A 25,356-nucleotide genomic window follows, 5' to 3' on the forward strand; every position below is an offset into this window, starting at 1 on the left:
TTTCCTTTTATTGTTTGCTCTAAAAAGTGAACGAGCATTCTACCATTGATAGCCTGCCGATGCACCTACTAGATAATCACTACGAGTATTAGCTGATGCCCCTAATTTTAATACCCATTTAGAATTATCTGAAACACGAGAAACCCCTAATGCCATAGCAGATTCTCCGCGATAGTTAGTGCCACTTACTGCTACCATAGATTTACCCGGCATAGTCGGTTGTGCCAACATACCAAGTGCGGCAGCCCCAGCGATCCCTGCTCGTAGTTTATTATCCACACGATTAATGCGATCATTTAAACGATTCTCTACATTGCCTAACTGACTCACATTTACAGCATCAGTTGGATTAACCCCAGCAGCCACATTAGTAATACGATTACCGCCATTATCTAAACCATTTTGGGTTAAGGATACTGTACCATTAGCACCACCACGAATAGTAATACCATTGTTATTCATTTTAGTATTACCTGTTGTTACACTATCAAGATTAATATCTTTATTTAAAGTAACCTGAACACCTTTAGGTGTAGTTTTCGTAGTAATATTACTATCACCCGTAATTGTCATGGTATCACCAAGTTGGCGATTTACTACCGAACCTTGATCTGCGCCAAAATTTAATCCTTTGCTAACAGTTTGTTTAACTTCATATAATTGACTACCATTTATTGCCTCTTTACTGTTTTCGCTGATTTCACCCTCATTTAGCCCAGTAATTTTCTTGCTTGAACTATCAATAGTAATATCACCAACTTTGACTTTATTAAACTCAACATTATCTGCAGTGCTTATCGTATATTCTGTTTTCTTAGTGGTGTCACCATTCCCTGAACCATTATTGGTTTCTTGTTTAGTAACCTCAATATTTTTACCCGGTTTAATATCAATTGAGCCAGAAAGATTTTTAATTTGTTCAGTTAAACTATAAGTAATAGCATAAAGTTGACTACCATTTATCGCATCAGTAGAATTTGCAGAAATTTCCCCTGCCGCAACATTTTGAATACGGCGTTCTGCTCCTGATGCACCGACTGTAACCACACCGACTGCACTGGCGCCTGCAAAATTACCAAAGGTAGCTGTCGAACCATTAGAGAAAGTCAATGTTGTATTAGATACCGTCCCTAAACCCGCTGTGGTCGTTTGCCCTGCTAAACCGTTACTAGTTAAGGCTTTAGTTCCTGCTGTTGCTCTTGAATTTGTACCAAGATAAATTGAGTTATCTACATCGGCGGTAATATTACTACCAACTACATTAGCATTTTCTGCGATAACGGTATTTAAACTACCTACTGCACTAGAGTTTGTCCCTTTAACATTATTTTTATAGCCTAAAACAATAGATTTCTCACCTGCTGCAATACCGTCAACGCCTAACATAATTGAATAATCGCCTGAAGCATTTTCTACTTCATGCGTAGATTCAGTAAAAACTCCTCTAGAGTTTTCATTCCAACCTGTAGTTTGCGTTGTCACTGAACCAATCGCAATTGCCATATTACCACTTGCAACTGTCCCTGAACCTGTTGCAATAGATTTATAACCAGAAGCTAACGAAGTAAATCCTGTTGCAATAGCATCTCTACCTGTTGCTTCAGATAATATACCTAACGCAATACCTGAAGTTTGAGTCACTCGAGATGACATACCAAGTGCTGTACCATAAGTAGCCTCATTGGTAACTGTGGCATTATCACCTATTGCTGTTGAGCCATATCCTTTAGCTTTCGCTAAAGCACCAAAAGCACTCGCACCAGCTTGTTCAGCTAAAGAATCAGCTCCCACCGCAGTAGATAAAGCCACAAGAGCATTTGCTTTTCTACCTATTGCTACCGTTGCTTGTCCTTCAGCTTTAGCATTTTGCCCCATAGAAATTGCTGTTGCATATTGGGCTTTGGCGTTTTGTCCTATAGCTATCGCCCCTTTACTTTTGTTAGCTTCCTCATTTTTACCAGCTGCTGCTCCTTCAGGACTCATATCGAAATCACTAATAACGGCTGCACCATCCCCAATTGCAATGGTACTCCAACCGCTAGAATTAGAGTTAATACCGATAGCTATTGACTTTTGTTGTAATGCTTTTGCATTTTGACCTAAGGAAATAGAACCCTCACTGACACTTTTGGCAGACGAACCAATTGCAATTGCACCAATACTTGAATATTCTTGTTTTAACTTTCTACTAGTTGCATTCGTTGCATACCATTGGTTAGTTTCTACTGTTGCACCAGCACCAATCGCAATAGATTTTTCTGCTTCTTTAGACGTTTTAGCTCCTTGTCCTGTTGCGATAGAATCTTTGCCTTGTGCATCTGTTGTCGTTGTATCTTGAGAATTAATATCAATATAATCTATGGTTTGAGCTTGAACATGTGTTGCCCAAGTCATTAATATGGTGCTCGCTAAACTTAATGGAAAAATTTTCGGAAAATGATTAATTACTAAACTCTGTTTAAAAACTTGCATTAATCTCAACACTCCTTTTGAAGTGTCGAGGGGGGGGTAATTTGGTTTTTGATGTTATCTCTGGAAATTATTGAACCAAGCATAGAGATATCATTACTTGATCGAACACATTGTGTTTTCAAAAAGTAATTCATTATAAAAACTCCTTAGTTATATTAAATGGAAATTAATTTTTTTGAATTATATAACTTTTTATAATCAAAATCACGTTTTTTATATTTATTATAAAAATGACTAAAGAAATATTAAGAATGCTTAATCTTATACCCGATATTCTCTATCACAATATGACAAAAACATCTAATTCATAAAAACTTAATCTTTGCATTTATAGGATTATTATTGATAATAGTCATTTTGATTAATCTATCGTGATCAATAATGAAAGGATAAGTATGGATATTAGAGGAATCATTAAGCAACATCAGCTTGGTTTATTATTTCAACAAGGGAGTTTCGGTTTAGAAAAAGAAAGCCAGCGAGTTTATGCTGATGGACGCATTGTGACTACGCCACACCCTGCATTATTTGGTAATCGTGCTTATCATCCTTATATCCAAACAGATTTTGCCGAAAGTCAATTAGAATTAATTACGCCACCTTGTAAGAATCTCAATGACAGTTTACGTTGGTTATCCGCTATCCACGAAGTGGTAGCACGTTCTTTGCCTGAAGATGAGTATATTTTTCCATTAAGTATGCCCGCAGGGCTACCCGATGAATCACTTATTCAAGTTGCTCAGTTAGATAATGCTGAAGATGTGGCTTATCGTGAACATTTGGTCGCTGTATATGGCAAAAATAAACAAATGGTTAGCGGTATCCATTATAATTTTCAGTTATCGCCAGATTTTATTGAAGCGTTATTTAAGGCACAAAATACGGAACAAAGTGCGGTGGATTTTCAGAATAATTTATATATGAAAATGGCACGCAACTTCTTACGTTATCAATGGATTTTGGTTTATCTCTTATCCGCAACCCCAACAGTACAAGCGGATTATTTTCAACAGGGTTCACCATTGAAAAATGGGCAATATGTGCGTAGTTTACGTTCTAGCCAATATGGTTATGTCAATGCGCCTGAAATCAAAGTTTCTTTTGAAAATTTACAAGATTATGTAGAAAGTCTAGAACATTGGGTCAATATGGGGAAATTGATTGCGGAAAAAGAATTTTATTCTAATGTCCGTTTGCGTGGCGCAAAAAAAGTACGTGATTTATTGAATAAAGGTATTCAATATTTGGAATTTCGTTTGTTTGATTTAAACCCTTTTGAGGCTTATGGCATAAATTTAGAGGATGCGAAGTTTATTCATCTTTTTGTTTTATTGATGATCTGGTTGGAAGACAGTGATCAAAGTGCGGTAGATTTAGGCAAAAAAATGTTAGGCGAAGTTGCCTTAGAATCGCCTTTGCAACCTACAAAATTCCGTCAAGAGGGCGAGCAAATTTTACAACAATTAATCGCTATGTTGAAAGAGATTGAGGCAGAACAAAAGCTAATTGACATTGTGCAAGACAAATTAAATCAATTTGCCGATCCTGCTCAAACCTTATGTGGACGTTTAGTTAAAGCCATTGAACAATCAGGTGATTATCAGATTCTCGGCGCCACATTGGCGCAACAATATAAACAACAAGCCTGTGAAAAATTTTATGCCTTGTCGGCCTTTGCCAATATGGAACTTTCCACCCAAGCCTTGATGTTTGATTTAATTCAAAAAGGCATCAAAGTAGATATTTTAGATGAAAGTGATCAATTCCTTTGTTTACAATTTGGTGAACATATTGAATATGTGAAAAATGGCAATATGACCAGTAAAGATAGCTATATTTCGCCATTAATTATGGAAAATAAAGTGGTCACGAAAAAAGTGTTAGCGAAAGCAGGTTTTAATGTTCCCCAATCTATTGAGTTTACTGATTTAGAAAGTGCGGTAGCAAATTATCCTTTATTTGAAAATCGGGCTGTCGTCATTAAACCAAAATCCACCAATTTTGGCTTAGGGATCACGATTTTTCAGCAAGGGGTAAAAAATAAACAAGATTTTGCCAAGGCAGTGGAAATTGCTTTTCGTGAAGATAAAGAAGTGATGATTGAAGATTATTTGGTTGGCACAGAATACCGCTTTTTTGTATTAGGCGATAACACTTTGGCGGTCTTATTGCGTGTGCCAGCAAATGTTGAAGGCGATGGGGTTCATACGGTAGCTGAATTAGTAGCAATGAAAAATGATCATCCACTACGTGGCGATGGTAGTCGTACCCCATTGAAAAAAATTGCCTTAGGTGAAATTGAACAGCTCCAGTTAAAAGAACAAGGCTTAACAACAGCTTCCATTCCTGCCAAAGGGCAGTTAGTACAGCTACGAGCTAATTCGAATATCAGTACAGGTGGCGATAGTATTGATATGACTGAGGCGATGCACCCTAGCTATAAAGCGTTAGCTGTGGGTATCAGCAAAGCAATGGGGGCGGCGGTGTGTGGCGTGGATTTAATTATTCCCGATCTTAATAAGCCCGCAGAACCAAGTTTAGCCTCTTGGGGCGTGATTGAGGCAAACTTTAATCCAATGATGATGATGCATATTTTCCCTTATCAAGGAAAATCTCGCCGTGTTACATTAGATGTGATTAAGATGTTGTTTCCTGAGTGGTGGAGTTAGGTGTTTTTATGATTATTTTGATCCATTAACAAAGATATAATGGTTGCTAATAATAATTTTCCCAAATTGTTAGCAACTCTTTTTATTTGAAAACTCTTATAAATATAACGTTATGCTTTTTCTTAATTTATTGTAATTAATTTCCTCTTAGGCTTACTGTATAGTCAAATAATTTCGTATTTCATAAAACTTAGTAACAATATGCGAGGAATACTGCACTTATTGGATTATTGTAAAGTTGTTTGTATGATACTTTGAGTTGTTTCGCTATAATAATGTAAATGACGAAAAAGCCATTCTTGTCAGGATATTCATTAATATTAAAATACCAAAATTTTATTTAAAGAAAATAGTGTCGATAATAATATTTAGATATGTCGATAGAGGATGTTTTAATACTGTTTGTGAGGCTTTATCAATATGTTTTTGGAGTGGCTTTTATGGGATATTGATATTTAATATAGGCTCTTTATAAGTTTTTTCTTTCTTGAAATAATGAAACTAAATTTTATTAGGATTTATAGTGGTTCAAATAAGAATATACATCATTACTAGTTTCTTTATATGTTTGTAATATATACTCTGCTTTTTTTCTTATTGTTTAAAAAAACGATTTAAAGCTTTTACTATAATGTTTTAAGCCATTTTTTAGTAATTATTTTTTCCATTATAAAACAATATTATATCAAGGATATTTATCTTACAATTTATTTTTTATTATAATATTTATATGCTTCATCAATAGACGGAAATTTATGTAAAATGCCTTCATCTAATACCATGGCGTTGTCACAATAATTTTTTATAGCAGATGGGCTGTGCGAAACTAAAATAATAGAGCGATCCTTTCTTTTTTCAAAAAGTTCATATTTACATTTATCTGAAAAGCGAGAATCCCCCACTGCAATGACTTCATCAATTAAATAACAATCAAATTCAATGGATAGCGATAAAGCAAAAGCTAATCTTGCTTTCATACCAGAGGAATATGTTTTAACAGGCTCATAGAGATATTCGCTTAATTCAGAAAACTCTTCTGTAAAATTTTTTACATAATTAATATCAGCACCATAAATACGGCAAACAAAGCGTAGGTTATCCATTCCGGTTAAACTTCCTTGAAATGCGCCACTAAATGCTAGTGGCCAAGAGATGCTCATATTTTGTTCTATATTACCGCTTGTAGGAGGCTCAACGCCACTCAGTAAACGGATAAGTGTTGATTTTCCTGCTCCATTTCGTCCAAGAATACCAACTTTTTCCCCTTTTTTTAGCTCAAAATTAATATTTTTTAATACGTTTTTCCAACCAGAGCGAGTTTGATAGCGTTTGCTTACATTAGTGATACGAATCATTGTGGTTCTACGCCTTTGCTAAAGTGTTTTACAAGTAATAGACCTATAAAAATTAGGACTAAGTCGCAGGTTAAAATAAATAAGGGTTGTTCATAGGTAATAACAGTGTCACCAAAATATCCTTTACGAAACATTTCAGTTCCATGCACCATAGGAAGCCAAAGAATATATTGTTGTGCTTGTGCTGGCAAGGAATGTACGAAGAAAAATACACCTGAGAGTGGCATCATAAGGAAAGATAAGGTTCCCCATATTTTACCAAAGGGCTCAAAATATTGGGCGATGGAAGCAATAATCAAGCCTAAACCAATTGCAAAACCAGCCATTAATCCCCAAGCTAATAGCATATAAAACATATCTTGTGGAAAATCAATAAGACCCAATGCAATGAAAAGGGTCATAATGACTAATTGAGCGATAGTTGTCCCTGCAATTTCAAGCAACATTCTTGCTAATAGCGTATCCAATACCCGGACATTACGATGATAGAGTAAGCCTATATTCCCAGCAATTGCACCAATTGCTCTCCTAGAAGCATTACGCCACATCATCATTAGTGGATACCCTGTAATTGTGAAAGCTAAAATATTTAAGGTAGAGAAACTATTCGCACGAACTGTACCCCATAATAATGCGATTAAAACGGTCATTAATAAGGGTTCAACAAATAACCACATAAAACCGATATTACGTCGTCCATAACGCGTAATAATTTCTCTCAGCAATAACGCTTTAATCACTCTCCACTGAATAACTCTAGAGCGTTTAAAGGTGGTTTTTTTACCGTAATTCATTAGTTTCTATGCTCACGAATACTCGCAACTAATAAGCGAACAATGCCATAAAGTAATAAACCGAAAAAGAATGTCGCTAAAATATTATATAAACGATGAGGTTCTAATGCTAAATCAGGTTTACTTGGTGGTGTAATGACTTCAAGATAAAGTTGTTTCCTATCGGCTTCACTAATTGCATTTTGTAATGCAGTGATCGCGGTAGTTAATTGCTGTTGAGCTAAAGTATTTGTCAATACTAAACGTTGATATTCTGCGGTTTGTGTCGCAATAGAATGCCCTCCTCCTAAGACTAAATTGATTTGTTTTTCAATTTCAGTTTTGATACTTTTTTCTCGAACTTTTAGTGTATTAATTTGAGGGTTTTGTGGCGAAAGTGCTTGAATTTGCTGTAGTTGTGTTTGTATGTTAATCAATTCATCTTGTAAACGAGAAATGGAAGATAATAAGATTTCTGATTCTGCGGTAACATCAAAAATACCATTTTTAATGCGATATTGGCTTAATGCTTGTGCAGAATCCATCACATCTTGTTCTGCTTTTTTTACCGCTTGTTCAGAAAACATAATGGTATCTTTTCTTGCTCGTTCATTAAGTCGATTAATTAACATTTCAGCTTGTTTTAATAAATTTAAACTAATTTCTTCGGCTTCATTTGCTTCAAATGCCCTAACCCTTAGGCTGGCAATACCAGATACAGAATCCACATTGACAGATAAATAATCTTGAAAATACTGATAAAAGGCTTCATCCTCAGGTTTTAATCCCAAAGGATTAAATCGTCTAAAAAAATCTCCTTTATCACTATAATATTGACGAACAGGTAAAATGTTTGATACTTGAGTTAAAGCTTCTCGAGAACGTAAAAAAGCTAATACCGTATAAGTATCATCTTGTGAGCGAGAAAATCCTACATTCTGTAATAATGAACCTACTCCCGTTAAACTCGCTTGGTTTTGTGGCGTTCTTACCACAAAGTTTGTTTCGGAAATATAAATATCTGATGCCCAAAACGTAAAATAGAGAACGGAACAGCTAGTGGGTAAAATCACCAATAGCCAAAATAATGGATTAAATTTCTTCCATAGTTTAGTGAGTAAAGGAAACTTATTCATATAACCTACTTGCTTATAAATTATTTACATTACTTGCAGTGCTAGTTACGGGTGAAGTAATGGAGAAAATTATTCTTAAGAATTTTTGGAATTCACTTAATGGCGCATTAGATACATAAACCACATCTTTATTTTGAATAGGAAAACGTTGTAACCAAAATAAGGCTTCTGGTTGTAATAAATTAATGCGATATACCGTTGGTATTTCAGTACCTACGGAATAACCTTTTTTCTGCCATAATGCTTTTTCTTGCGGATTTAACTGTTCAAATGGAGTGTAACGAAAAACAAAAACACCTCTAGGGTCAGAACGAGTATCAATTAAACCGCCCATACGTCCTATTGCCTCTGCTAAAGTAAGCCCTTTCGCAGAAAATTTTACCTCTTTATTTGCCCCTACAGCTCCTAATGCTGTAAAACTAAGGGGATTATTTAAAAGAGATAATACATCGCCAGAACGTAAAGCAATGTTTTCTTGGGGTTTAGCCGCTAATGTTTCTAAAGAAATAGTTTTTACTTCGTTGCCACGCATTAGTTGAACAGAAATATCTTCCGCATTCTCACTCACACCGCCAACGGCTGCAACGGCGTCTAATACACGTTCGCCATAAGAGGTTAAAGGCATTCGGATGCTATTGCCCTGTCGTAACACAGTAACATTAGCTGAATTGTTTTTCACTAATCTAACCATCGCTTGTGGTTGATTCGCCATAGGCCTTAATCGTTTAATAATTTCTTGTTGGATTTGCTCAGGGGTTTTCCCTGCTACATGAATAGCCCCAAGAAATGGTATAGTAATTTTCCCATTGGAACTTACCATTTGCTCTGGTAAAGAAGTTAATTGAGAATTTCCCGTACCAGTACTGTTCAATCCACCTCCAAATAAAATAGCAGGCGGAGCTTCCCACAGCATAACATCTAATATATCGCCAACTCCTACGGTACCTGTATAGTTACGTTGAGCTGAAGGAAATTGGCTAAAGGATTGTGCTTGTTGTTGGTTAAATAAGTTTGTTACTGTGCGATTATCCACATCAATAACATCAACTCGAGATTCTAAAGAACTGGTTTGTTGTAAATCCATTACTTTACTTTGGCTAGGCCCAGAAGTAGGCATAGCATTACAGCCTGTTAGTAGGGCTATACTGATTAATAGAGGTAGTTTTTTCATTGGTACAATTTGGTATAACAAAATTTGAGTTTTTAATTTGTCTAAAAATTTTAGTGTATATTCTAAGATGATTAGATATAAATGGCAAAGTTTTTCATTTTTTATTCTAATTTTTCTTACAAAACTCATTAATTTACGTGTAAAATATTATATTTATCAATTGGTTACCCCCCCCCTCCCACCCTGATTATTAGGGTTAGTAAATTTAGTTGATTTTCAGTTTTTCTATAGAGTAGAATTATTTCTAGTTAAATTTGTATAATATATCTTTAGAGATTTCATAAGTTTAGAATAGAGTTTAGAATATAATGAAGAATATTAGAAAACTTTTTACTAATCCTCATATTTTCTTTCGTGACTATTTGAACAAAAAATACCCTATAAAAAATATTGAGCAACCTTATCACGAGGATGAAGAAAGGACAGTTATTAATATTGAAAAAAAGTTAAATTCTGTAATTACTAGAAACTGTTTAGATAAAGAGAATCAAAATAATGTAGATATTGTTTTTACTTGGGTTAATAATTCGGATAAAAATTGGTTAGAAAAATATCATAAATACAATAATGGTGATGTTATTTCTGCCTTATACGCAACTGATATGGCTAGGTTTTGTAATCATAATGAGTTGTTTTATTCTGTAAATTCAGTTTTAAGATTTTTACCATGGGTAAATAAAATTTATATTATTACTGATAATCAAGTACCATTTTGGTTTAAGAACCATCCTAAAGTAAAGATAATTGATCATAGGGAAATTATAGATGATAGATTTCTCCCTACATTTAATTCTCATGTCATTGAAGCTTTTTTATATAAGATACCAGACTTAAGTGAGAATTTTATTTACTTTAATGATGATGTTTTTGTTGCTCAAGAATTATCAAAAGAACATTTTTTTCTTCAAAATGGTATAGCTTCTATTTTTTTAGCTGATAAAAGTTTAAAGAAAATGGAATCTAAAGGGAAAATAACTGCTACGTTGTCTGCCTCTAAAAATAGTATTTTCTTATTAAAGAAATATTATAATATTAATATTGATACTCCACTAGTACATACTTACATCCCTTTAAAAAGAAGTGCTTATGAGTTAGCTTGGTCATTATATGAAGAAGCTATTTTAGCTTTTCTTCCTAATAAATTTAGAAATAATAATGATATTAATTTAGCTAATTTTTTAGTTCCCTGGTTAATGTATTTAGAAGGTAAATCTGTGCCTAGAAGTGATATTTGTTATTATTTTAATATAAGATCAAGAAATGCCCCTATCCAATATAAGAAATTACTAAATAAGAAAAACCTAAACGAGTCTCCCCACTCATTTTGTGCCAATGATTTTAATAGTATTAGTGAATCTATACCGGATTATCAAAAACAATTGATTAATATGTTAAATAATTATTATGACTAAGGATCTAAATCTATGAAAAAAACAACTAGAAAATTCAAAAAATTAATCAATAATCCTCGTTTATTCTTTAAAGATATGTATTTGAAGCATTCAGTAAAAATTAAACGCATTATTCCAAAGAAGTATGAATCAAGACATAATTTTACTATTGTTTCAGCTGTTTATAATGTTGAAAAATATCTAGATGATTATTTTAATAGTATTGTCAAGCAGTCAATACATTTCAAAGATCATATCCATATTATTTGTGTGGATGATGGTTCTACAGATAATTCTGCAAAAATTATTAAAAAATGGCAAAGAAAGTACCCTAATAATATTACCTATTTCTATAAAGATAACGGGGGGCAATCATCTGCAAGAAATTTAGGACTAAAGCATGTTAAAACAGAATGGGTAACATTTACTGACCCTGATGATTTTTTACATCCTGATTATTTTAAGGAAATAGATGATGTTTTGGCTAAGGATAGTGATATTTCTCTAATTGGAACTAATCTAATTTTTTATTTTGAAAATGGTAAAATTTTTAAAGATTCTCATCCTCTAAAATATAAATTCACTAAAGATGTATCTATAATGTCTCTAAAAAGTATGAATAATTTTATACAAATGAGTGCACCTAGTACAATCTTTAAAATTTCTGATAGAAGAATTGGAGGCCTACTATTTGATGAGAAAGTTAAACCTAGTTTTGAAGACGCTAAATTTACTTCTGAATATATATTAAAAAATTTTGATAAAAAAATAGCATTTCTAAAAAACTCAATTTATTTTTATCGTAAAAGAAGTGATAATAGTTCTACTTTGAATAATGCTAATTCCATGCCAGAACAGTATTTAGATGTATATAAATATGGAGTTATTCCTGTGTTAGAGAAATATCACAAAGAGCTAAATTACATTCCTTTATTTATACAAATTACAGCCTTATATCATATATCTTGGTATATTATAGGACTAGTTAATAATGATGAAAAAACTAATTTTCTTAGCAATAATGAGAAAGATAATTTCTTGAAATATTTGCATAGAGTTTTTGATTTCATTAATATAGAAACAATTATGTCGTTTAATTTATCAGGTATATGGTTTCTTCAGAAAGTTGGATTATTAGGATTATTCAAGAATACTGCTCCTAAACTACAAATTGTCTATGTTGAAAATATAGATTTAAGTAAGAAACAGATATTAATTTCCTATTTTACTCATTTTGATAATGAGCTAGATAACTTCTATCTAGATAATCAAGATATTGTTCCTAAAATATATAAAACAACTATACACACTTTTGTTGGTAATCCTTTTGTCTATGAGAAACGCATTTGGATTCCATTTGATAATGAAGAACAAGTTTTATCTGTAAAAATAAATAATATTCTTGCAAGAATTAGTTTAAAAGGTAAACATTATCAGTCAATAAAAGTTAAAGATATATTAAAGTCTTTTAAGCCATCATTAAAATATCAAACAGATGACACATGGTTAATAATGGATCGAGATATTCAAGCTGATGATAATGCAGAGCATTTATATCGCTACTTGAAAGAAAATTATCCTGAACAAGTCTGTTATTTTGCTTTGAGAAAAGATTCTCATGATTGGGAACGCTTGAAAAAAGAAGGATTTAATTTATTGGATTATGGTTCTTATGAATTTGAGCAACACTTATGTAGAGCTTCTAAAATTATTAGTAGTCATTTAGATAGATATATTAATAATTATTTTGGTGATGAATATGAATATAGTAAAAAGTTTATATTTCTACAACATGGCATAACTAAAGACAATATGTCAAGTTGGTTCAATACTAAGAAAAATCTACAATGTTTAATTACTGCGACAGTTTCAGAATATCATTCTATAGCGGATAACTATAATAGTTATAAATTAAGCTCTAAAGAGGTCGTATTAACGGGGTTTCCTCGTCATGATGAACTATTAAAATGTAATCAAAAAGATAATAAAATTATCTTAATTATGCCGACTTGGAGAAGAAGTATTGTAGGTAATACTGTTGGTAATGGTAATAATCGTTTATTATCAGATAGTTTTATGCAAACTAATTATGCTCAATCTTGGTATAAAATAATTCATCATAATAAATTAAAACAATTAGTTAATGACTATGGATATCAGGTTATCTTTGCACCTCATGCAAATATAATGCCTTATTTGGGTTTATTTAATATACCGTCTTTTATTAACGTATGGAAATCAACTACTTCAAGTGAGAGTATTCAGCAATTATTCCAAAAAGCTCAACTAATGATCACTGATTACTCTTCTGTAGCATTTGAGATGGCATTATTAGAGAAAATGGTTATTTATTATCAATTTGACCAAGAAAGTGCATTCTCAGGAGAGCATATCTATCAAAAAGGTTATTTTTCTTATGAAAATGATGGTTTTGGTCCAGTAGTATTTACAGAATATGAATTATTTAATCAATTAGAAAAACTTCTTGCTAATGACGGTAAACCGTTTGAACCTTATCTTAGCCGAATTCAGAATACATTTCCATTTAGAGATGGAAAAAATTGTGAAAGAGTTTATCAAGCGATTATTGATTTAGATAAACCTGATGAGACAAGTATTAATTTAGAAGTACTAAAATTATTTTTAGATAAAGCTGTTAAGCATCGTGATTGGAAATTGGCTGAATCTAGAGCTAGATTATTATTAATATATGACAATAATCGAGAAAATATCCAACTATTAATAAAGCTCCTTATTGAACAAAATAAATATTCCCAAGCTAAAGAAATGATCTTCGAGCTAGATAATTTAGATATTCAATTATCTTTATTATTATCAATTGCATTAAAAACACAGGATTGGAAGCAAACTATTAAGATTATTAAACGTAATGTTTCTTTATCATTAGAAAATATTATTATATTAATGCATTGTTATATTGAGCTTAGTGAAAATGATAAATTTATGGAGTTATATAAAAAATATGGAAGTAAAAATTTTATTAATGAATATAAAATCTTATTAGAATTATGGCTGTATACAGTAAAAAATGAATGGGAAAAGATACTTTCTTTAGAAGAAGAAATTACACTATTACCTCAAAATATTCTAATAGATTTTCAGCCTCAGTTATTGTTAGCAAGAGCTTATAGAAAACTGGGTAATTTTTCTGCTGCTCATATTCAGTTAGTTGCTTTTGAAAAACATTCTGCTGGTTTAAGAAATAGTAGATTTGAAATTGCACTTTTGGCTTATGAACAGAAAAATTATGTAAAAGTTATTTCTCAATTAGAGAAATCTTTAGCTAATGGCAATAATATTTGTTTATTACCATCTGAAGTATTAGAAAAATATATTATTTCTCTAAGAAAACAGAAATCTCCTAACTTTAGGGAAACTTTAGATGAAGCTATTTTATTATACCCTAATAATGAGTTATATCAGGAGTATAAAATACTACAAAGTATGGAGGATAGAAATTGGTTAGATATCTTACAACAGTCTAAATCAATCTCTTTTACATTAAGAAATAAGCTGATTTTTCCAATTATTTTAGCGTATTATCGTCTGGGAGAAATAGAGAAAGCTAAACAACAATATATAGTTCCAAATTATCAACATCCATATGAATATTGGGACTTATGTTTAGAAATAGCTCAGGTTTTTGGTGATTTAGAACAACAAATATATTGTTTAAGGGGGTTGACTGCCATTTATCCAGATAAAAATAAAAGAGAAAATAAAGAAAAATTATTAGCGTTAATAAAAAGTATAAAATAGATATAACTAGTATAGAGAAATGTTTTATGTTTAAAAGTGTGTTTCTTAAGTAGATTTCAAACTTATTATGATACTAAACTAAAATAGTAAATAGGTTTTATAGTTATATGAACAAGTTATCTCCACTTTTATTTTCCAAAGGCATCGCCAAAATTCCTTTTTTGGCGAATTTTTTTCCTGAATGGAAAATACAAAGATACCAAGTCTGGAAAAGGAATTATTGTGATGCGGTGCTAGGTTGGGGATTGCGCCCAACTGCTCAGCGAGCTAGGCGTTATGCAAAACAGCATAATTTACCTTATATTGCTGTAGAAGACGGCTTTCTACGCTCTTTAGATTTGGGCGTGAAAGGGGCGCCTCCCTTATCTTTGGTTTATGATGATCTTGGCATTTATTATGATACAACAGTACCTTCACGTTTAGAGGCATTAATTTTACAGGCTAATTTTTCTGTAGAAATGTTAAAAATGGCTCAACAAGCGTTAAATTTGATTATTGAGTATCAATTATCAAAATATAACCATGTTGTGCAAACCCCTTTATTAACAAAAAATTCAAAAGAAATTGTCTTGGTTATTGATCAGACTTTTGGCGATATGGCGGTAAAATATGGGCAAGCTGATGAACATTCTTTTACGATAATGTTAGAAACGGCTATTGCTGAAAACCCTCAAGCCGAAATTTGGTTGAAAACGCACCCTGACGTATTAAGTGGTAAAAAACAAGGCTATTTTTCCGATATTTTCGCTTATCAAAATAAAATTCATTTATTAGCACAAGACTGCAACCCTTTAGCATTATTAGAACAAGTAGATAAAGTTTATTGCGTTACTTCACAAATGGGATTTGAGGCATTAATGTTAGGTAAGCCAGTGGTTACCTTTGGCTTACCTTGGTTTGCGGGTTGGGGCTTAACCGATGATCGTCATCCGAATAGCTGCGTGTTAGTTCAATCGAATCGGCGGATAAAACGTTCATTATTAGAACTCTTTACAGCAGCTTATTTGCAATATAGCCGTTATCTGAACCCTTTTAGTGGGGAGCAAGGAACAATTTTTGATGTGATTGATTATTTACATCAAGTAAAACAACGTAACCAGCAATTGGCAGGTGATTTATATTGTGTTGGAATGTCCCTTTGGAAAAGGGCTGTTATTAAGCCATTCTTTAATTTACCAAGTTGTCGTCTTCATTTTATTAGTTCGGCACGCAAATTGGCGAATATTCAGTTACCTGAAAATGCCAAACTTTTATTATGGGGTAATGGTAAAGCAGAATTATTGGTCATTGCACAACAACGTAATTTATCTATATTAAGAATGGAAGATGGTTTTATCCGTTCTGTTGGTTTGGGGTCTAATTTAGTTGCACCATTATCTTTAGTTGTTGATGATTTAGGTATTTATTTTAATGCTCAACAGCCTTCACGTTTAGAATATATATTACAAAATCAATGTTTTACTGAGAAAGATCTCACTTTTGCAGCAAATTTACATCAACAGCTTGTTAGCAAGCATATTGGTAAATACAATGTGGGAGAAGTGAATTTTAGGCTGCCTGAAATAAATCAGATAAAAATTTTAGTGGTAGGGCAAGTGGAGGATGATGCTTCTATCCGATATGGTTCTCCGAATATTCAATCTAATCTTGCGTTATTACAGCAAGTACGTAAACAGAATCCCGAGGCTTATATTGTGTATAAACCACATCCTGATGTTGTGAGTGGTAATCGTATAGGGCATATTACTCAAGCACAAATGCAACAATATGCAGATCAAGTTGTTACTCATGCTAATGTGCTAGATTGTATTAATGAAGTAGATGAAGTACATACAATGACTTCCTTAGCGGGTTTTGAAGCCTTATTGCGAGGAAAAAAAGTGTATTGTTATGGTTTACCCTTTTATGCTAATTGGGGATTGACTATTGATGAAATAAATTTACCTCGCCGTCAGCGCCGACTTACTCTTAATCAATTAATTGCTGGAACATTGATCTATTATCCTTTATATATTAATCCAAACATTAAACAATTTACTCATGCAGAGCAAGCAATTACTATTTTGTTAAAACAAAAAGAACAAATTGCTAATCATTCTATTCATAAAAGTTGGTTGGCGAAACAATTGGGTAAATTTAGGCAACTTTATAATATTCTAAAAAATACTTAAAAAATAAACCGCACTTTGTTAGAGTAAGCCATTTTTTATAACAATCTAAAATTATAAATATGATAGGAATAAGTTCATGTTAAAGCATAATTTAACAGAATTAGTAGAAAACTCTCAAAATATTTTATTATTGCAAGGACCTATCGGATCATTTTTTCAGGATTTTTCTCATTGGTTAGTTAGCCAACAAAAAACCTTATTTAAAATTAATTTTAACCAAGGTGATGAATATTTTTATCCTTTGAGTAATGAGCCTTATAATCCTTATTGCTATCGTGGGGAGTTAGAACAATTTAAACATTTTCTGCAAGAATTTCTCTATCAACATAAAATAGATACTTTAATCTGTTTTGGCGATAATCGTCCTTATCATAAAATTGCTAAAATCCTTGCTGAACAAAATCAGCTTAATTTTTGGGTTTTTGAAGAAGGCTATTTTAGACCTCATTATGTTACTTTAGAAAAATATGGCGTTAATGATTTTTCCAAAATTCCTAGAAAGGCTGAGTTTTTTTTACAACAAATGGATCAATTCACCCCCGTATCTGAACCAGAGCCTTTAGCTCCAGGCTTTTTCCCTGTGGCAAGTTTAGCTACTCGTTACTATACACAATCTTATTGGAATACACAAAAATATCCTAATTATTTTCATCATCGTATTTTGAATATTAATTATTACATTAAATTATGGCTTATTTCAGGTTATAAAAAGGCTTACCATTATTTACCAGAAAAGATATTTGCACATCATGTTGAAAAAGGGCGCTTAGGTGAGTTTTTTATTGTGCCATTACAAGTTTATGATGATAGTCAAGTTAAAGTGCATAGCAACTTTAACAGCGTTCGGGATTTTCTTGTACATGTATTGGATTCTTTTGTTCAATATGCACCAGAGCATCTTAATTTGATAGTTAAACATCATCCTATGGATAGAGGATTTATTAGTTATAAAGCAACCATTAAGGACTATATTAAACGTTATCCACAACTTAAAAAACGGCTACATTATATTTATGACATGCCTTTACCTGTTTTACTGCGTAAAGGGAAAGGAATGATAACCTTAAATAGTACCAGTGGGCTTTCGGCGTTATTGCATAATATGCCAGTGATTACATTAGGGCGTGCTAATTATAATTTCCAAGGTTTAACACATCAAGGAGAACTAACAGACTTTTGGCATAATCCAACCCCGCCTAATCCAGAGGTCTTTCAGGCTTATCGCCAATATCATTTATGCAAAACTCAGATCAATGGCAGTTTTTATAATAAAGTCATATTGGATAAAGTTTCTAACTAGCTTTTATCCTTAGACAATCATATTGTTATGCAAACGTTTGCCTAAATTTTCACAAAAAATGAAAAAATTATTTGCATTCTAAATAAAATATGCTATCTATATTAAGGTCGAAAAGACACACAACATACATACTAGACCAGCATTGGATATTGAATTATGGCGTATCGCGCATTAGTCAGCATTATTAACCTCCTCGTGGTGATTATTACCGCGAGGCGAGGTTTGCTGAGCTAAGTCAATAAAAGATTTTAGGTCAACATAAACCCTCGCTAATCATAGCCGAGGGTTTTTTTATAGCAAAAATAATCTTTGAAATTGTAGAGTGAGAAAAGTATGAATGGGGCAAATTTAGTTATTGAATGTTTAAAAGCCCATGGGGTAACCACGATGTTTGGCTATCCTGGGGGAGCGATTATGCCAGTTTATGATGCGATTTATGATTCAGGAATAGAACATTTATTGTGCCGTAATGAGCAAGGTGCTGCTATGGCGGCGATTGGTTATGCGAGAGCCAGCGGTAAAACAGGGGTATGTCTTGCGACTTCTGGGCCGGGAGCGACAAATTTGATTACAGGTTTAGCTGATGCGTTGCTGGATTCTATTCCCATTGTGGCGATTACGGGGCAGGTGGCAACGCCTTTTATTGGTACAGATGCTTTCCAAGAAATTGATGTGTTAGGTTTGTCTTTGGCTTGTACGAAACATAGTTTTATTGTGCAAAATATTGAGGAATTACCCGAGATTATGGCAAAAGCCTTTCAAATTGCACAATCTGGACGTCCAGGACCGGTTTTAGTGGATATTCCGAAAGATGTTCAATTTGCTCAAACCAATGCTACCCCTATTTGTTACCCTGTGTTAGCCCCAGCCAGCTTATCGGCACAAAATATTGAGCAAGCAGTGAGCTTGTTACAACAGGCTAAACGCCCTTTAGTTTATGTCGGCGGTGGGGTTGGTATGGCAAAAGCCGTTGCGGAATTGCGAGAGTTTTTAGCGATGACGTTATTACCCTGTGTTTCTACGCTAAAAGGATTGGGGGCAATTCCTGCTGATCAACCTTATTATATGGGAATGATTGGTATGCATGGTACTAAAGCGGCAAATTATGCGGCACAAGAAGCCGATTTATTATTGGTATTTGGGGCAAGATTTGATGATCGTGTTACGGGGAAATTAGACACCTTTGCTCCTCATGCTAAAGTGGTTCATGCAGATATTGATATTGCAGAAATTGGGAAATTACGCCGTCCAGATGTGGTGTTATTAGGCGATTTAAAACAAGCCTTTCAACAGCTTAGCTGTCCTCTTGATATTGCAGATTGGCAAGCGGATATTGTTCGTTTAAAACAGGATTTTGATTTCCGTTATACCCAACCTGCTACGGAGCAGGATATTAATCCACTGACTTTATTACATCGTTTATCCTTAAAAAAACCAAATCATGCCATTATTACCACTGATGTAGGACAACATCAAATGTGGTCAGCTCAACATATTCAGCATTTTGCCCCTGAAAATTATATTACGTCTGCAGGCTTAGGTACGATGGGCTTTGGTTTACCTGCGGCGATTGGGGCGCAAAAAGCACGCCCTCAAGATCCTGTGATTTTAATTTCGGGCGATGGTTCATTTATGATGAATATCCAAGAATTAGGAACGTTCAAACGTGCGAACACGCCAATTAAAATTTTATTAATTGATAATCAACGGCTTGGTATGGTACGTCAATGGCAATCCTTATTTTTTAAAGGACGCCATAGTCAAACCATTCTTGATGATAATCCTGATTTTGTTGCTTTAGCGGCAGCATTTGGTATTCAAGGGGAACGTATTGAAAAAGCCAGTGAAGTGGAAGGGGCATTGGATCGTTTATTAAGTGCCGAACAAGCCTATTTATTGCACGTTTGTATTTATGAAGAAGAAAATGTTTGGCCATTAGTGCCGCCGGGAGCTTGTAATGCGGATATGATGGAAGAAGATATTGGAGTGTAGCTATGAATGAATATCAATTATTATTAATCGCCCAACATCGCCCAGAAACCTTAGAACGACTTTTACGTGTTATTCGTCATCGTGGCTTTAGCGTGACACAATTTACTGCCCAAGTTGATGAGCAACAGCAAAAAGTGCGGTTAGATTTTAAGGTAAAATCTTTACGTTCAGAGTCGTTACTCGTTAATCAACTCTTAAAACTCTATGATGTTGAAAGTGTAGAACTTATTGCTTAAAACAATAACCCTAACAAAATTTATTTGGAGAGATTATGCCAAAACTACGTTCATCGACCAGCACACAAGGTCGTAATATGGCGGGTGCAAGAGCCTTATGGCGAGCAACTGGAATGAAAGAAAATGATTTCGGAAAGCCCATTATTGCGGTAGTCAATTCTTTTACTCAGTTTGTTCCTGGGCATGTGCATTTACGTGATATTGGAAAATTAGTGGCAGAACAAATTGAAGCCACAGGTTTAGCGGTAGCAAAAGAATTTAACACCATTGCCGTTGATGATGGCATTGCAATGGGTCATGGGGGAATGTTGTATTCTTTGCCATCAAGGGATTTAATTGCAGATTCTGTGGAATATATGGTTAATGCTCACTGTGCAGATGCCATGGTGTGCATTTCTAACTGCGATAAAATTACCCCAGGAATGTTAATGGCAGCAATGCGATTAAATATTCCAACCGTCTTTGTTTCAGGGGGACCGATGGAGGCAGGGAAAACCAAACTTTCTGACCAGCTTATTCGCTTAGATTTAGTGGATGCTATGATTGAAAGTGCGGATAAAAATGTCAGTGATGATCGAGTTGATGCCATTGAAAAAGCCGCTTGCCCAACTTGTGGTTCCTGTTCTGGTATGTTTACCGCTAATTCTATGAATTGCTTGACCGAAGCCTTAGGCCTAAGTTTACCGGGTAATGGCTCAATGTTGGCGACCCACGCCGATCGTAAAACCTTATTCCTCAAAGCTGGCGAACAGATTGTTGAGCTTTGCAAACGTTATTATGAACAAGATGATGACAGCGTATTACCTCGCTCTATCGCCACCTTTGAAGCCTTTGAAAATGCCATGAGCTTAGATATTGCAATGGGCGGATCGTCCAATACCGTCTTGCATTTACTCGCCGCAGCGCAAGAGGCTGGTGTGGATTTTACTATGGCGGATATTGATCGCCTTTCTCGTAAAGTACCTTGCTTGAGTAAAGTCGCCCCAAATACCAACAAATATCATATGGAAGATGTCCATCATGCTGGGGGGATTATGGGGATTTTAGGTGAATTAGATCGTGCGAATTTATTACATCGTCATACTCGCACTATCTTAGGTTTAAGCCTAGAAGAGCAATTAAATCAATATGATATTATGCGTAACCGCGATCCAGAACTATTAAAATTCTTCCGAGCAGGTCCAGCGGGTATTCGCACCACCAAAGCCTTTTCGCAAGATTGCCGTTGGGACGATGTTGATGATGATCGCCAGCATGGTTGTATTCGTAGCAAAGAGTACGCTTATAGCCAAGAGGGCGGATTAGCAATGTTATCAGGCAATGTGGCTTTAGACGGCTGTATTGTAAAAACCGCAGGGGTTGATGAATCTATTTGGCAATTTCGTGGCGAAGCTATTGTATTTGAAAGCCAAGAAGATGCGGTAGAAGGCATTTTAGGTGGAAAAGTCCGGGCTGGCCATGTGGTGGTTATACGCTATGAAGGTCCAAAAGGCGGACCAGGTATGCAAGAAATGCTTTATCCCACCAGTTATCTCAAATCTATTGGTTTAGGCAAACAATGTGCCTTATTAACCGACGGGCGTTTTTCTGGAGGAACATCAGGATTATCCATTGGACATGTATCGCCAGAAGCCGCATCAGGCGGTGCGATTGGCTTAGTGCGAGATGGTGATATTATTGAAATTGATATTCCTAACCGAGCTATCAATTTACAAGTATCAGAACAAGAACTGGCTCAACGCCGAGCGGAACAAGATCAAAAAGGCTGGAAACCAGCTAACCGCCAACGCGAAGTCTCCTTTGCTCTCAAAGTCTTTGGGCATTTTGCCACTTCAGCAGATAAGGGCGCAGTGAGAGATAAGTCTAAATTATAAAATTAAGCGAAATCGCCTATTCTTATTGAATAGGCGATTTTTTATAGTTATTCCAATTTAAAAGAATATAAAGTGGTAAGGGTAATAGTTGTATAAATAGTATGAGGATGAAATGACTATATTGCCTATTACACCTAAAATTTACTCTTTAGTGAGTAAGTTTTATCTTTTTTAAAATAGATTTATACATTGCTTCATAACTAATTACCAGCCCGATACAATGCCATTGCCTCAGGCATTAAGCGTTCTAAGTTTTTTTGGCGATCGGCGTTGGTTGGGTGGGTTGACATTAATCCTGCTAATGCACTGTTGGAATTGCCTGTGGCTTGGTTCATTTTTATCCATAATTTCGGCGCAGCTTGAGGATTGTAGCCTGCTTTTGCCATAAGCATAAGCCCCACTTCATCTGCTTCGGTTTCATTACTGCGAGAATAAGGTTTATCTAATCCCCAGTCTTTTGCTACGCCGATGACTAAGCCGCTGGCATCAGAGCCAATTTGAGTGGAGAGAGCAATATGTGCAACTTGAGCAAAGACACCTGTAATTTGTCCCATATTTACTTTCTTTTTTCCATGCTCTTTTAAGGCGTGTGCCATTTCGTGCCCCATCACAACAGCAATTTCGTCATCATTGAGTTTTAATTTATCTACTAATCCTGTATAGAATACCATTTTGCCACCTGGCATAGCCCAAGCATTAAGTTGCTCAGATTTGATTACGTTAATTTCCCAATTAAAGGCTTGCCCAGTGTGATTTTCTTGGTTTGCGTAGGGCACCATTTTGTGGAAAACCTTATGGATACGTTTTGCTGTATTTGAACTTGTATCCAATGCCCCTTGTGCACGAACTTGATTAATTTCTTGTGTGTAACTTAAAGCTGCTTGTTGGTTAATTTCTGCTGAGCTAGCGCAGGCATTAAGTAGGAGAATGACACTAAAAAGTGCGGTGAGTTTTTTTAGTGAATTTAGCATGGTAAAGGATTCCTTGAGTTAAACAATAAAAAAATACCGTTTTATTTAAAACGGTATTAGATTGAATAAAGATTATTTTTTAGCACGTTCAAAGGAGTCTAAAATCTCTTGGCGAGCTTCATTGACATCAGCCCAGCCATCAACTTTTACCCATTTGCCTGCTTCTAAGGCTTTATAGCTTTCAAAGAAATGCTGAATTTGTGCTTTTAACAAGGTAGGAAGATCATTGACATCTTTAATATGATCATATTCTTTGGTTAATTTGCTATGAGGTACGGCGATCACTTTAGCATCTTGTCCTGATTCATCTGTCATTTTTAATACGCCAACTGGACGGCAACGAATAACAGAGCCGGGTTGTAATGGATAAGGGGTAGGCACAAGGACATCAACAGGATCACCATCTAATGATAGGGTGTTGTTGATATAGCCATAGTTTGCTGGATAGAACATTGCAGTTGCCATAAAACGGTCAACAAATAACGTGCCTGTTTCTTTATCCACTTCATATTTAATCGGATCTGAGTTAGCTGGAATTTCAATCACGACATAAATATCATCTGGTAATTCTTTACCAGCAGGTACATTTTTTAAACCCATTTTTTCTTCCTTTTTATCTATTTTTACTTATGAAAAAGATTTGGCGATTATAGCTTGATTATAGTCTCAATTCAAACACTGCTTTTTTGTGATTAAGTTTAAATCCTTCAGCTTCCCATAACTGGCGATGTTGTTGATTTTGTTCCACTACTAAAAAATGGGATTGGGTATAACACACAAACTCTTTAGCTTTTTCAATAAGTGCGGTGTAAATTTGCCATTTATTCGGGCTATCCTGAACAAAAATATCGGTTAATTGCCAATAGCGTTGTAACTGTAAAGAGGAAAGGCGAGGGTAAAGCTGAATAAAACCTTGAGCATTCTGTTGTGAATCAAGGGCGATAAATAAAATACTTTCACTAAAACGAATACGATTATTTAAAAAGGTCAAGGTTCGTTCGGGGTTTGCTGGCATACCTTGTTGTGTACGATATTGCTCAAATAAAGGCAATAATAGGGGGAGGTTCCATTGTTCGGCTTTAAAAATTTTCATCGTTATTATTCATTTTATCAACAATCTATACAGTGGATTGTAGCTTTTTAACACAAAATAATCATCTTTTATTAACGAAAAGGCGAAAATTTTTGATCTAAAACTAAAGTTTATAGGTAAAATTTGATATAGTAAGCAAATTATTAATTGATTATATGGAGAAAAATTATGGCACGTCGTCCTTTAGTTATGGGGAATTGGAAATTAAATGGTAGCAAGGCTTTTACTCGAGAGCTAATTGCTGGATTAAAAGCAGAATTAGCGGGTGTTGATGGCTGTGATGTGGCGATTGCACCGCCTGTGATGTATTTAGCTGAAGCAGAGCAAGCCTTAGCAGGAAGCCAAATTTTCCTTGGGGCACAAAATGTTGATGTGAATGTGCAAGGTGCTTTTACTGGGGATATTTCCACCGAAATGTTAAAAGATTTTGGTGCAAAATACATTATTATTGGTCATTCAGAACGCCGTCAATATCATCAGGAATCTGATGAATTTATTGCCAAAAAGTTTGCCGCATTAAAACAAGCGGGTTTAGTGCCTGTGCTTTGTATTGGTGAATCTGAGGCAGAAAATGAAGCTGGGCAAACTGAGCAGGTTTGTGCTAAACAAATTGATGCGGTAATTGACGCCCTTGGTGTAGAAGCCTTTAATGGTGCAGTGATCGCTTATGAACCAATTTGGGCGATTGGTACTGGTAAATCCGCCACTCCAGAACAAGCTCAAGCGGTACACGCCTTTATTCGTGGACATATTGCCAAGAAATCACAAGCGGTGGCAGAGCAAGTAATTATCCAATATGGTGGTTCAGTGAATGATGCTAATGCGGCTCAATTATTTACTCAACCTGATATTGATGGGGCATTAGTAGGTGGCGCATCATTAAAAGCCCCTGCATTTGCTGTGATTGTAAAAGCCGCCGCGGCAGCTAAAAATTAATGATTGATTGAAAAAGTAAAAACGGCATTATTTTTG

Annotated in this window: 17 protein-coding genes; 9 read left to right on the forward strand and 8 right to left on the reverse strand. The window is 34.5% G+C overall.

The genetic code is table 11. The features are described from left to right. Positions 1 to 39: 39 nt before the first annotated feature. Positions 40 to 2,472 carry a YadA-like family protein gene (locus EV694_RS07225; RefSeq protein ID WP_132691028.1) on the reverse strand — a complete coding sequence of 811 codons (2,433 nt, stop codon included), beginning with the start codon at positions 2,470 to 2,472 and terminating at the stop codon, positions 40 to 42. Positions 2,473 to 2,867: 395 nt separating this feature from the next. Between EV694_RS07225 and gshAB the strand changes: the two genes are divergently transcribed. Then, on the forward strand, positions 2,868 to 5,141 hold the full coding sequence (gene gshAB, locus EV694_RS07230; RefSeq protein ID WP_132691030.1) for a bifunctional glutamate--cysteine ligase GshA/glutathione synthetase GshB: 2,274 nt from the start codon (positions 2,868 to 2,870) through the stop codon (positions 5,139 to 5,141). Positions 5,142 to 5,848: 707 nt separating this feature from the next. Here gshAB and EV694_RS07235 read toward each other — a convergent pair. The 4 genes from EV694_RS07235 to EV694_RS07250 are packed head-to-tail and all read right to left on the reverse strand — an operon-like array spanning position 5,849 to position 9,576. After that, positions 5,849 to 6,496, reverse strand: coding sequence for an ABC transporter ATP-binding protein (locus EV694_RS07235; protein ID WP_132691032.1), 648 nt, complete (start codon positions 6,494 to 6,496; stop codon positions 5,849 to 5,851). Beyond that, positions 6,493 to 7,290 (reverse strand): ABC transporter permease, encoded by a 798-nt coding sequence (locus EV694_RS07240; protein WP_132691034.1) that lies wholly within the window; start codon positions 7,288 to 7,290, stop codon positions 6,493 to 6,495. Before EV694_RS07240 ends, EV694_RS07235 begins: the two co-directional genes overlap by 4 nt. Further along, entirely contained in the window at positions 7,290 to 8,405 is a 1,116-nt protein-coding gene (locus EV694_RS07245) for a capsule biosynthesis protein (protein WP_132691036.1), read from the reverse strand. The genes EV694_RS07240 and EV694_RS07245 overlap by 1 nt, the downstream gene beginning before the upstream one ends. A 13-nt stretch (positions 8,406 to 8,418) precedes the next feature. After that, positions 8,419 to 9,576, reverse strand: coding sequence for a polysaccharide biosynthesis/export family protein (locus EV694_RS07250; protein WP_165865509.1), 1,158 nt, complete (start codon positions 9,574 to 9,576; stop codon positions 8,419 to 8,421). Between the two features lie 308 nt (positions 9,577 to 9,884). On the opposite strand from EV694_RS07250, the gene EV694_RS07255 reads away from it, so the two are divergent. The 7 genes from EV694_RS07255 (at position 9,885) to ilvD (ending at position 22,320) form a co-directional block, all read left to right on the forward strand. Next, positions 9,885 to 10,988: a stealth family protein gene (locus tag EV694_RS07255; RefSeq protein ID WP_132691038.1), complete on the forward strand. Its 1,104-nt coding sequence runs from the start codon at positions 9,885 to 9,887 to the stop codon at positions 10,986 to 10,988. Positions 10,989 to 11,000: 12 nt separating this feature from the next. Beyond that, the gene (locus EV694_RS07260) at positions 11,001 to 14,747 is read left to right on the forward strand and encodes a CDP-glycerol glycerophosphotransferase family protein (protein WP_132691040.1); all 3,747 of its coding nucleotides are present in this window, start codon (positions 11,001 to 11,003) and stop codon (positions 14,745 to 14,747) included. Positions 14,748 to 14,854: 107 nt separating this feature from the next. Next, the gene (locus tag EV694_RS07265) at positions 14,855 to 16,918 is read left to right on the forward strand and encodes a capsular polysaccharide biosynthesis protein (protein ID WP_132691042.1); all 2,064 of its coding nucleotides are present in this window, start codon (positions 14,855 to 14,857) and stop codon (positions 16,916 to 16,918) included. Between the two features lie 76 nt (positions 16,919 to 16,994). Beyond that, positions 16,995 to 18,218 carry a capsule biosynthesis protein gene (locus tag EV694_RS07270; RefSeq protein WP_132691044.1) on the forward strand — a complete coding sequence of 408 codons (1,224 nt, stop codon included), beginning with the start codon at positions 16,995 to 16,997 and terminating at the stop codon, positions 18,216 to 18,218. 333 nt (positions 18,219 to 18,551) lie between these two features. Beyond that, complete coding sequence (ilvG, locus tag EV694_RS07275) at positions 18,552 to 20,210, forward strand: acetolactate synthase 2 catalytic subunit (RefSeq protein WP_132691046.1); 1,659 nt, start codon at positions 18,552 to 18,554, stop codon at positions 20,208 to 20,210. Between the two features lie 2 nt (positions 20,211 to 20,212). Beyond that, positions 20,213 to 20,446, forward strand: coding sequence for an acetolactate synthase 2 small subunit (gene ilvM, locus EV694_RS07280; protein WP_132691048.1), 234 nt, complete (start codon positions 20,213 to 20,215; stop codon positions 20,444 to 20,446). A gap of 35 nt (positions 20,447 to 20,481) precedes the next feature. Continuing rightward, positions 20,482 to 22,320, forward strand: coding sequence for a dihydroxy-acid dehydratase (gene ilvD, locus EV694_RS07285; protein WP_132691050.1), 1,839 nt, complete (start codon positions 20,482 to 20,484; stop codon positions 22,318 to 22,320). A 200-nt stretch (positions 22,321 to 22,520) separates the two neighbouring features. On the opposite strand, the gene EV694_RS07290 is transcribed toward ilvD, so the two are convergent. The 3 genes from EV694_RS07290 to EV694_RS07300 form a co-directional block, all read right to left on the reverse strand. Beyond that, positions 22,521 to 23,291, reverse strand: coding sequence for a M48 family metallopeptidase (locus EV694_RS07290; RefSeq protein ID WP_132691052.1), 771 nt, complete (start codon positions 23,289 to 23,291; stop codon positions 22,521 to 22,523). Between the two features lie 72 nt (positions 23,292 to 23,363). Then, the gene (gene ppa, locus EV694_RS07295; protein ID WP_132691054.1) at positions 23,364 to 23,891 is read right to left on the reverse strand and encodes an inorganic diphosphatase; all 528 of its coding nucleotides are present in this window, start codon (positions 23,889 to 23,891) and stop codon (positions 23,364 to 23,366) included. A gap of 58 nt (positions 23,892 to 23,949) precedes the next feature. Beyond that, on the reverse strand, positions 23,950 to 24,384 hold the full coding sequence (locus tag EV694_RS07300) for a GNAT family N-acetyltransferase (RefSeq protein WP_132691056.1): 435 nt from the start codon (positions 24,382 to 24,384) through the stop codon (positions 23,950 to 23,952). Positions 24,385 to 24,552: 168 nt separating this feature from the next. Between EV694_RS07300 and tpiA the strand changes: the two genes are divergently transcribed. After that, positions 24,553 to 25,320, forward strand: coding sequence for a triose-phosphate isomerase (tpiA, locus tag EV694_RS07305; protein WP_132691058.1), 768 nt, complete (start codon positions 24,553 to 24,555; stop codon positions 25,318 to 25,320). Positions 25,321 to 25,356 lie beyond the last annotated feature (36 nt).

It is taken from the genome of Volucribacter psittacicida (assembly GCF_004339025.1).
Classification (GTDB): Bacteria; Pseudomonadota; Gammaproteobacteria; order Enterobacterales; family Pasteurellaceae; genus Volucribacter; species Volucribacter psittacicida.

Coding starts and splice junctions, on each gene's coding strand:
- EV694_RS07225 (WP_132691028.1), bottom strand. CDS start 2,472: ATGCAAGTTTTTAAACAGAGTTTAGTAATTAATCATTTTCCGAAAATT.
- gshAB (WP_132691030.1), top strand. CDS start 2,868: ATGGATATTAGAGGAATCATTAAGCAACATCAGCTTGGTTTATTATTT.
- EV694_RS07235 (WP_132691032.1), bottom strand. CDS start 6,496: ATGATTCGTATCACTAATGTAAGCAAACGCTATCAAACTCGCTCTGGT.
- EV694_RS07240 (WP_132691034.1), bottom strand. CDS start 7,290: ATGAATTACGGTAAAAAAACCACCTTTAAACGCTCTAGAGTTATTCAG.
- EV694_RS07245 (WP_132691036.1), bottom strand. CDS start 8,405: ATGAATAAGTTTCCTTTACTCACTAAACTATGGAAGAAATTTAATCCA.
- EV694_RS07250 (WP_165865509.1), bottom strand. CDS start 9,576: ATGAAAAAACTACCTCTATTAATCAGTATAGCCCTACTAACAGGCTGT.
- EV694_RS07255 (WP_132691038.1), top strand. CDS start 9,885: ATGAAGAATATTAGAAAACTTTTTACTAATCCTCATATTTTCTTTCGT.
- EV694_RS07260 (WP_132691040.1), top strand. CDS start 11,001: ATGAAAAAAACAACTAGAAAATTCAAAAAATTAATCAATAATCCTCGT.
- EV694_RS07265 (WP_132691042.1), top strand. CDS start 14,855: ATGAACAAGTTATCTCCACTTTTATTTTCCAAAGGCATCGCCAAAATT.
- EV694_RS07270 (WP_132691044.1), top strand. CDS start 16,995: ATGTTAAAGCATAATTTAACAGAATTAGTAGAAAACTCTCAAAATATT.
- ilvG (WP_132691046.1), top strand. CDS start 18,552: ATGAATGGGGCAAATTTAGTTATTGAATGTTTAAAAGCCCATGGGGTA.
- ilvM (WP_132691048.1), top strand. CDS start 20,213: ATGAATGAATATCAATTATTATTAATCGCCCAACATCGCCCAGAAACC.
- ilvD (WP_132691050.1), top strand. CDS start 20,482: ATGCCAAAACTACGTTCATCGACCAGCACACAAGGTCGTAATATGGCG.
- EV694_RS07290 (WP_132691052.1), bottom strand. CDS start 23,291: ATGCTAAATTCACTAAAAAAACTCACCGCACTTTTTAGTGTCATTCTC.
- ppa (WP_132691054.1), bottom strand. CDS start 23,891: ATGGGTTTAAAAAATGTACCTGCTGGTAAAGAATTACCAGATGATATT.
- EV694_RS07300 (WP_132691056.1), bottom strand. CDS start 24,384: ATGAAAATTTTTAAAGCCGAACAATGGAACCTCCCCCTATTATTGCCT.
- tpiA (WP_132691058.1), top strand. CDS start 24,553: ATGGCACGTCGTCCTTTAGTTATGGGGAATTGGAAATTAAATGGTAGC.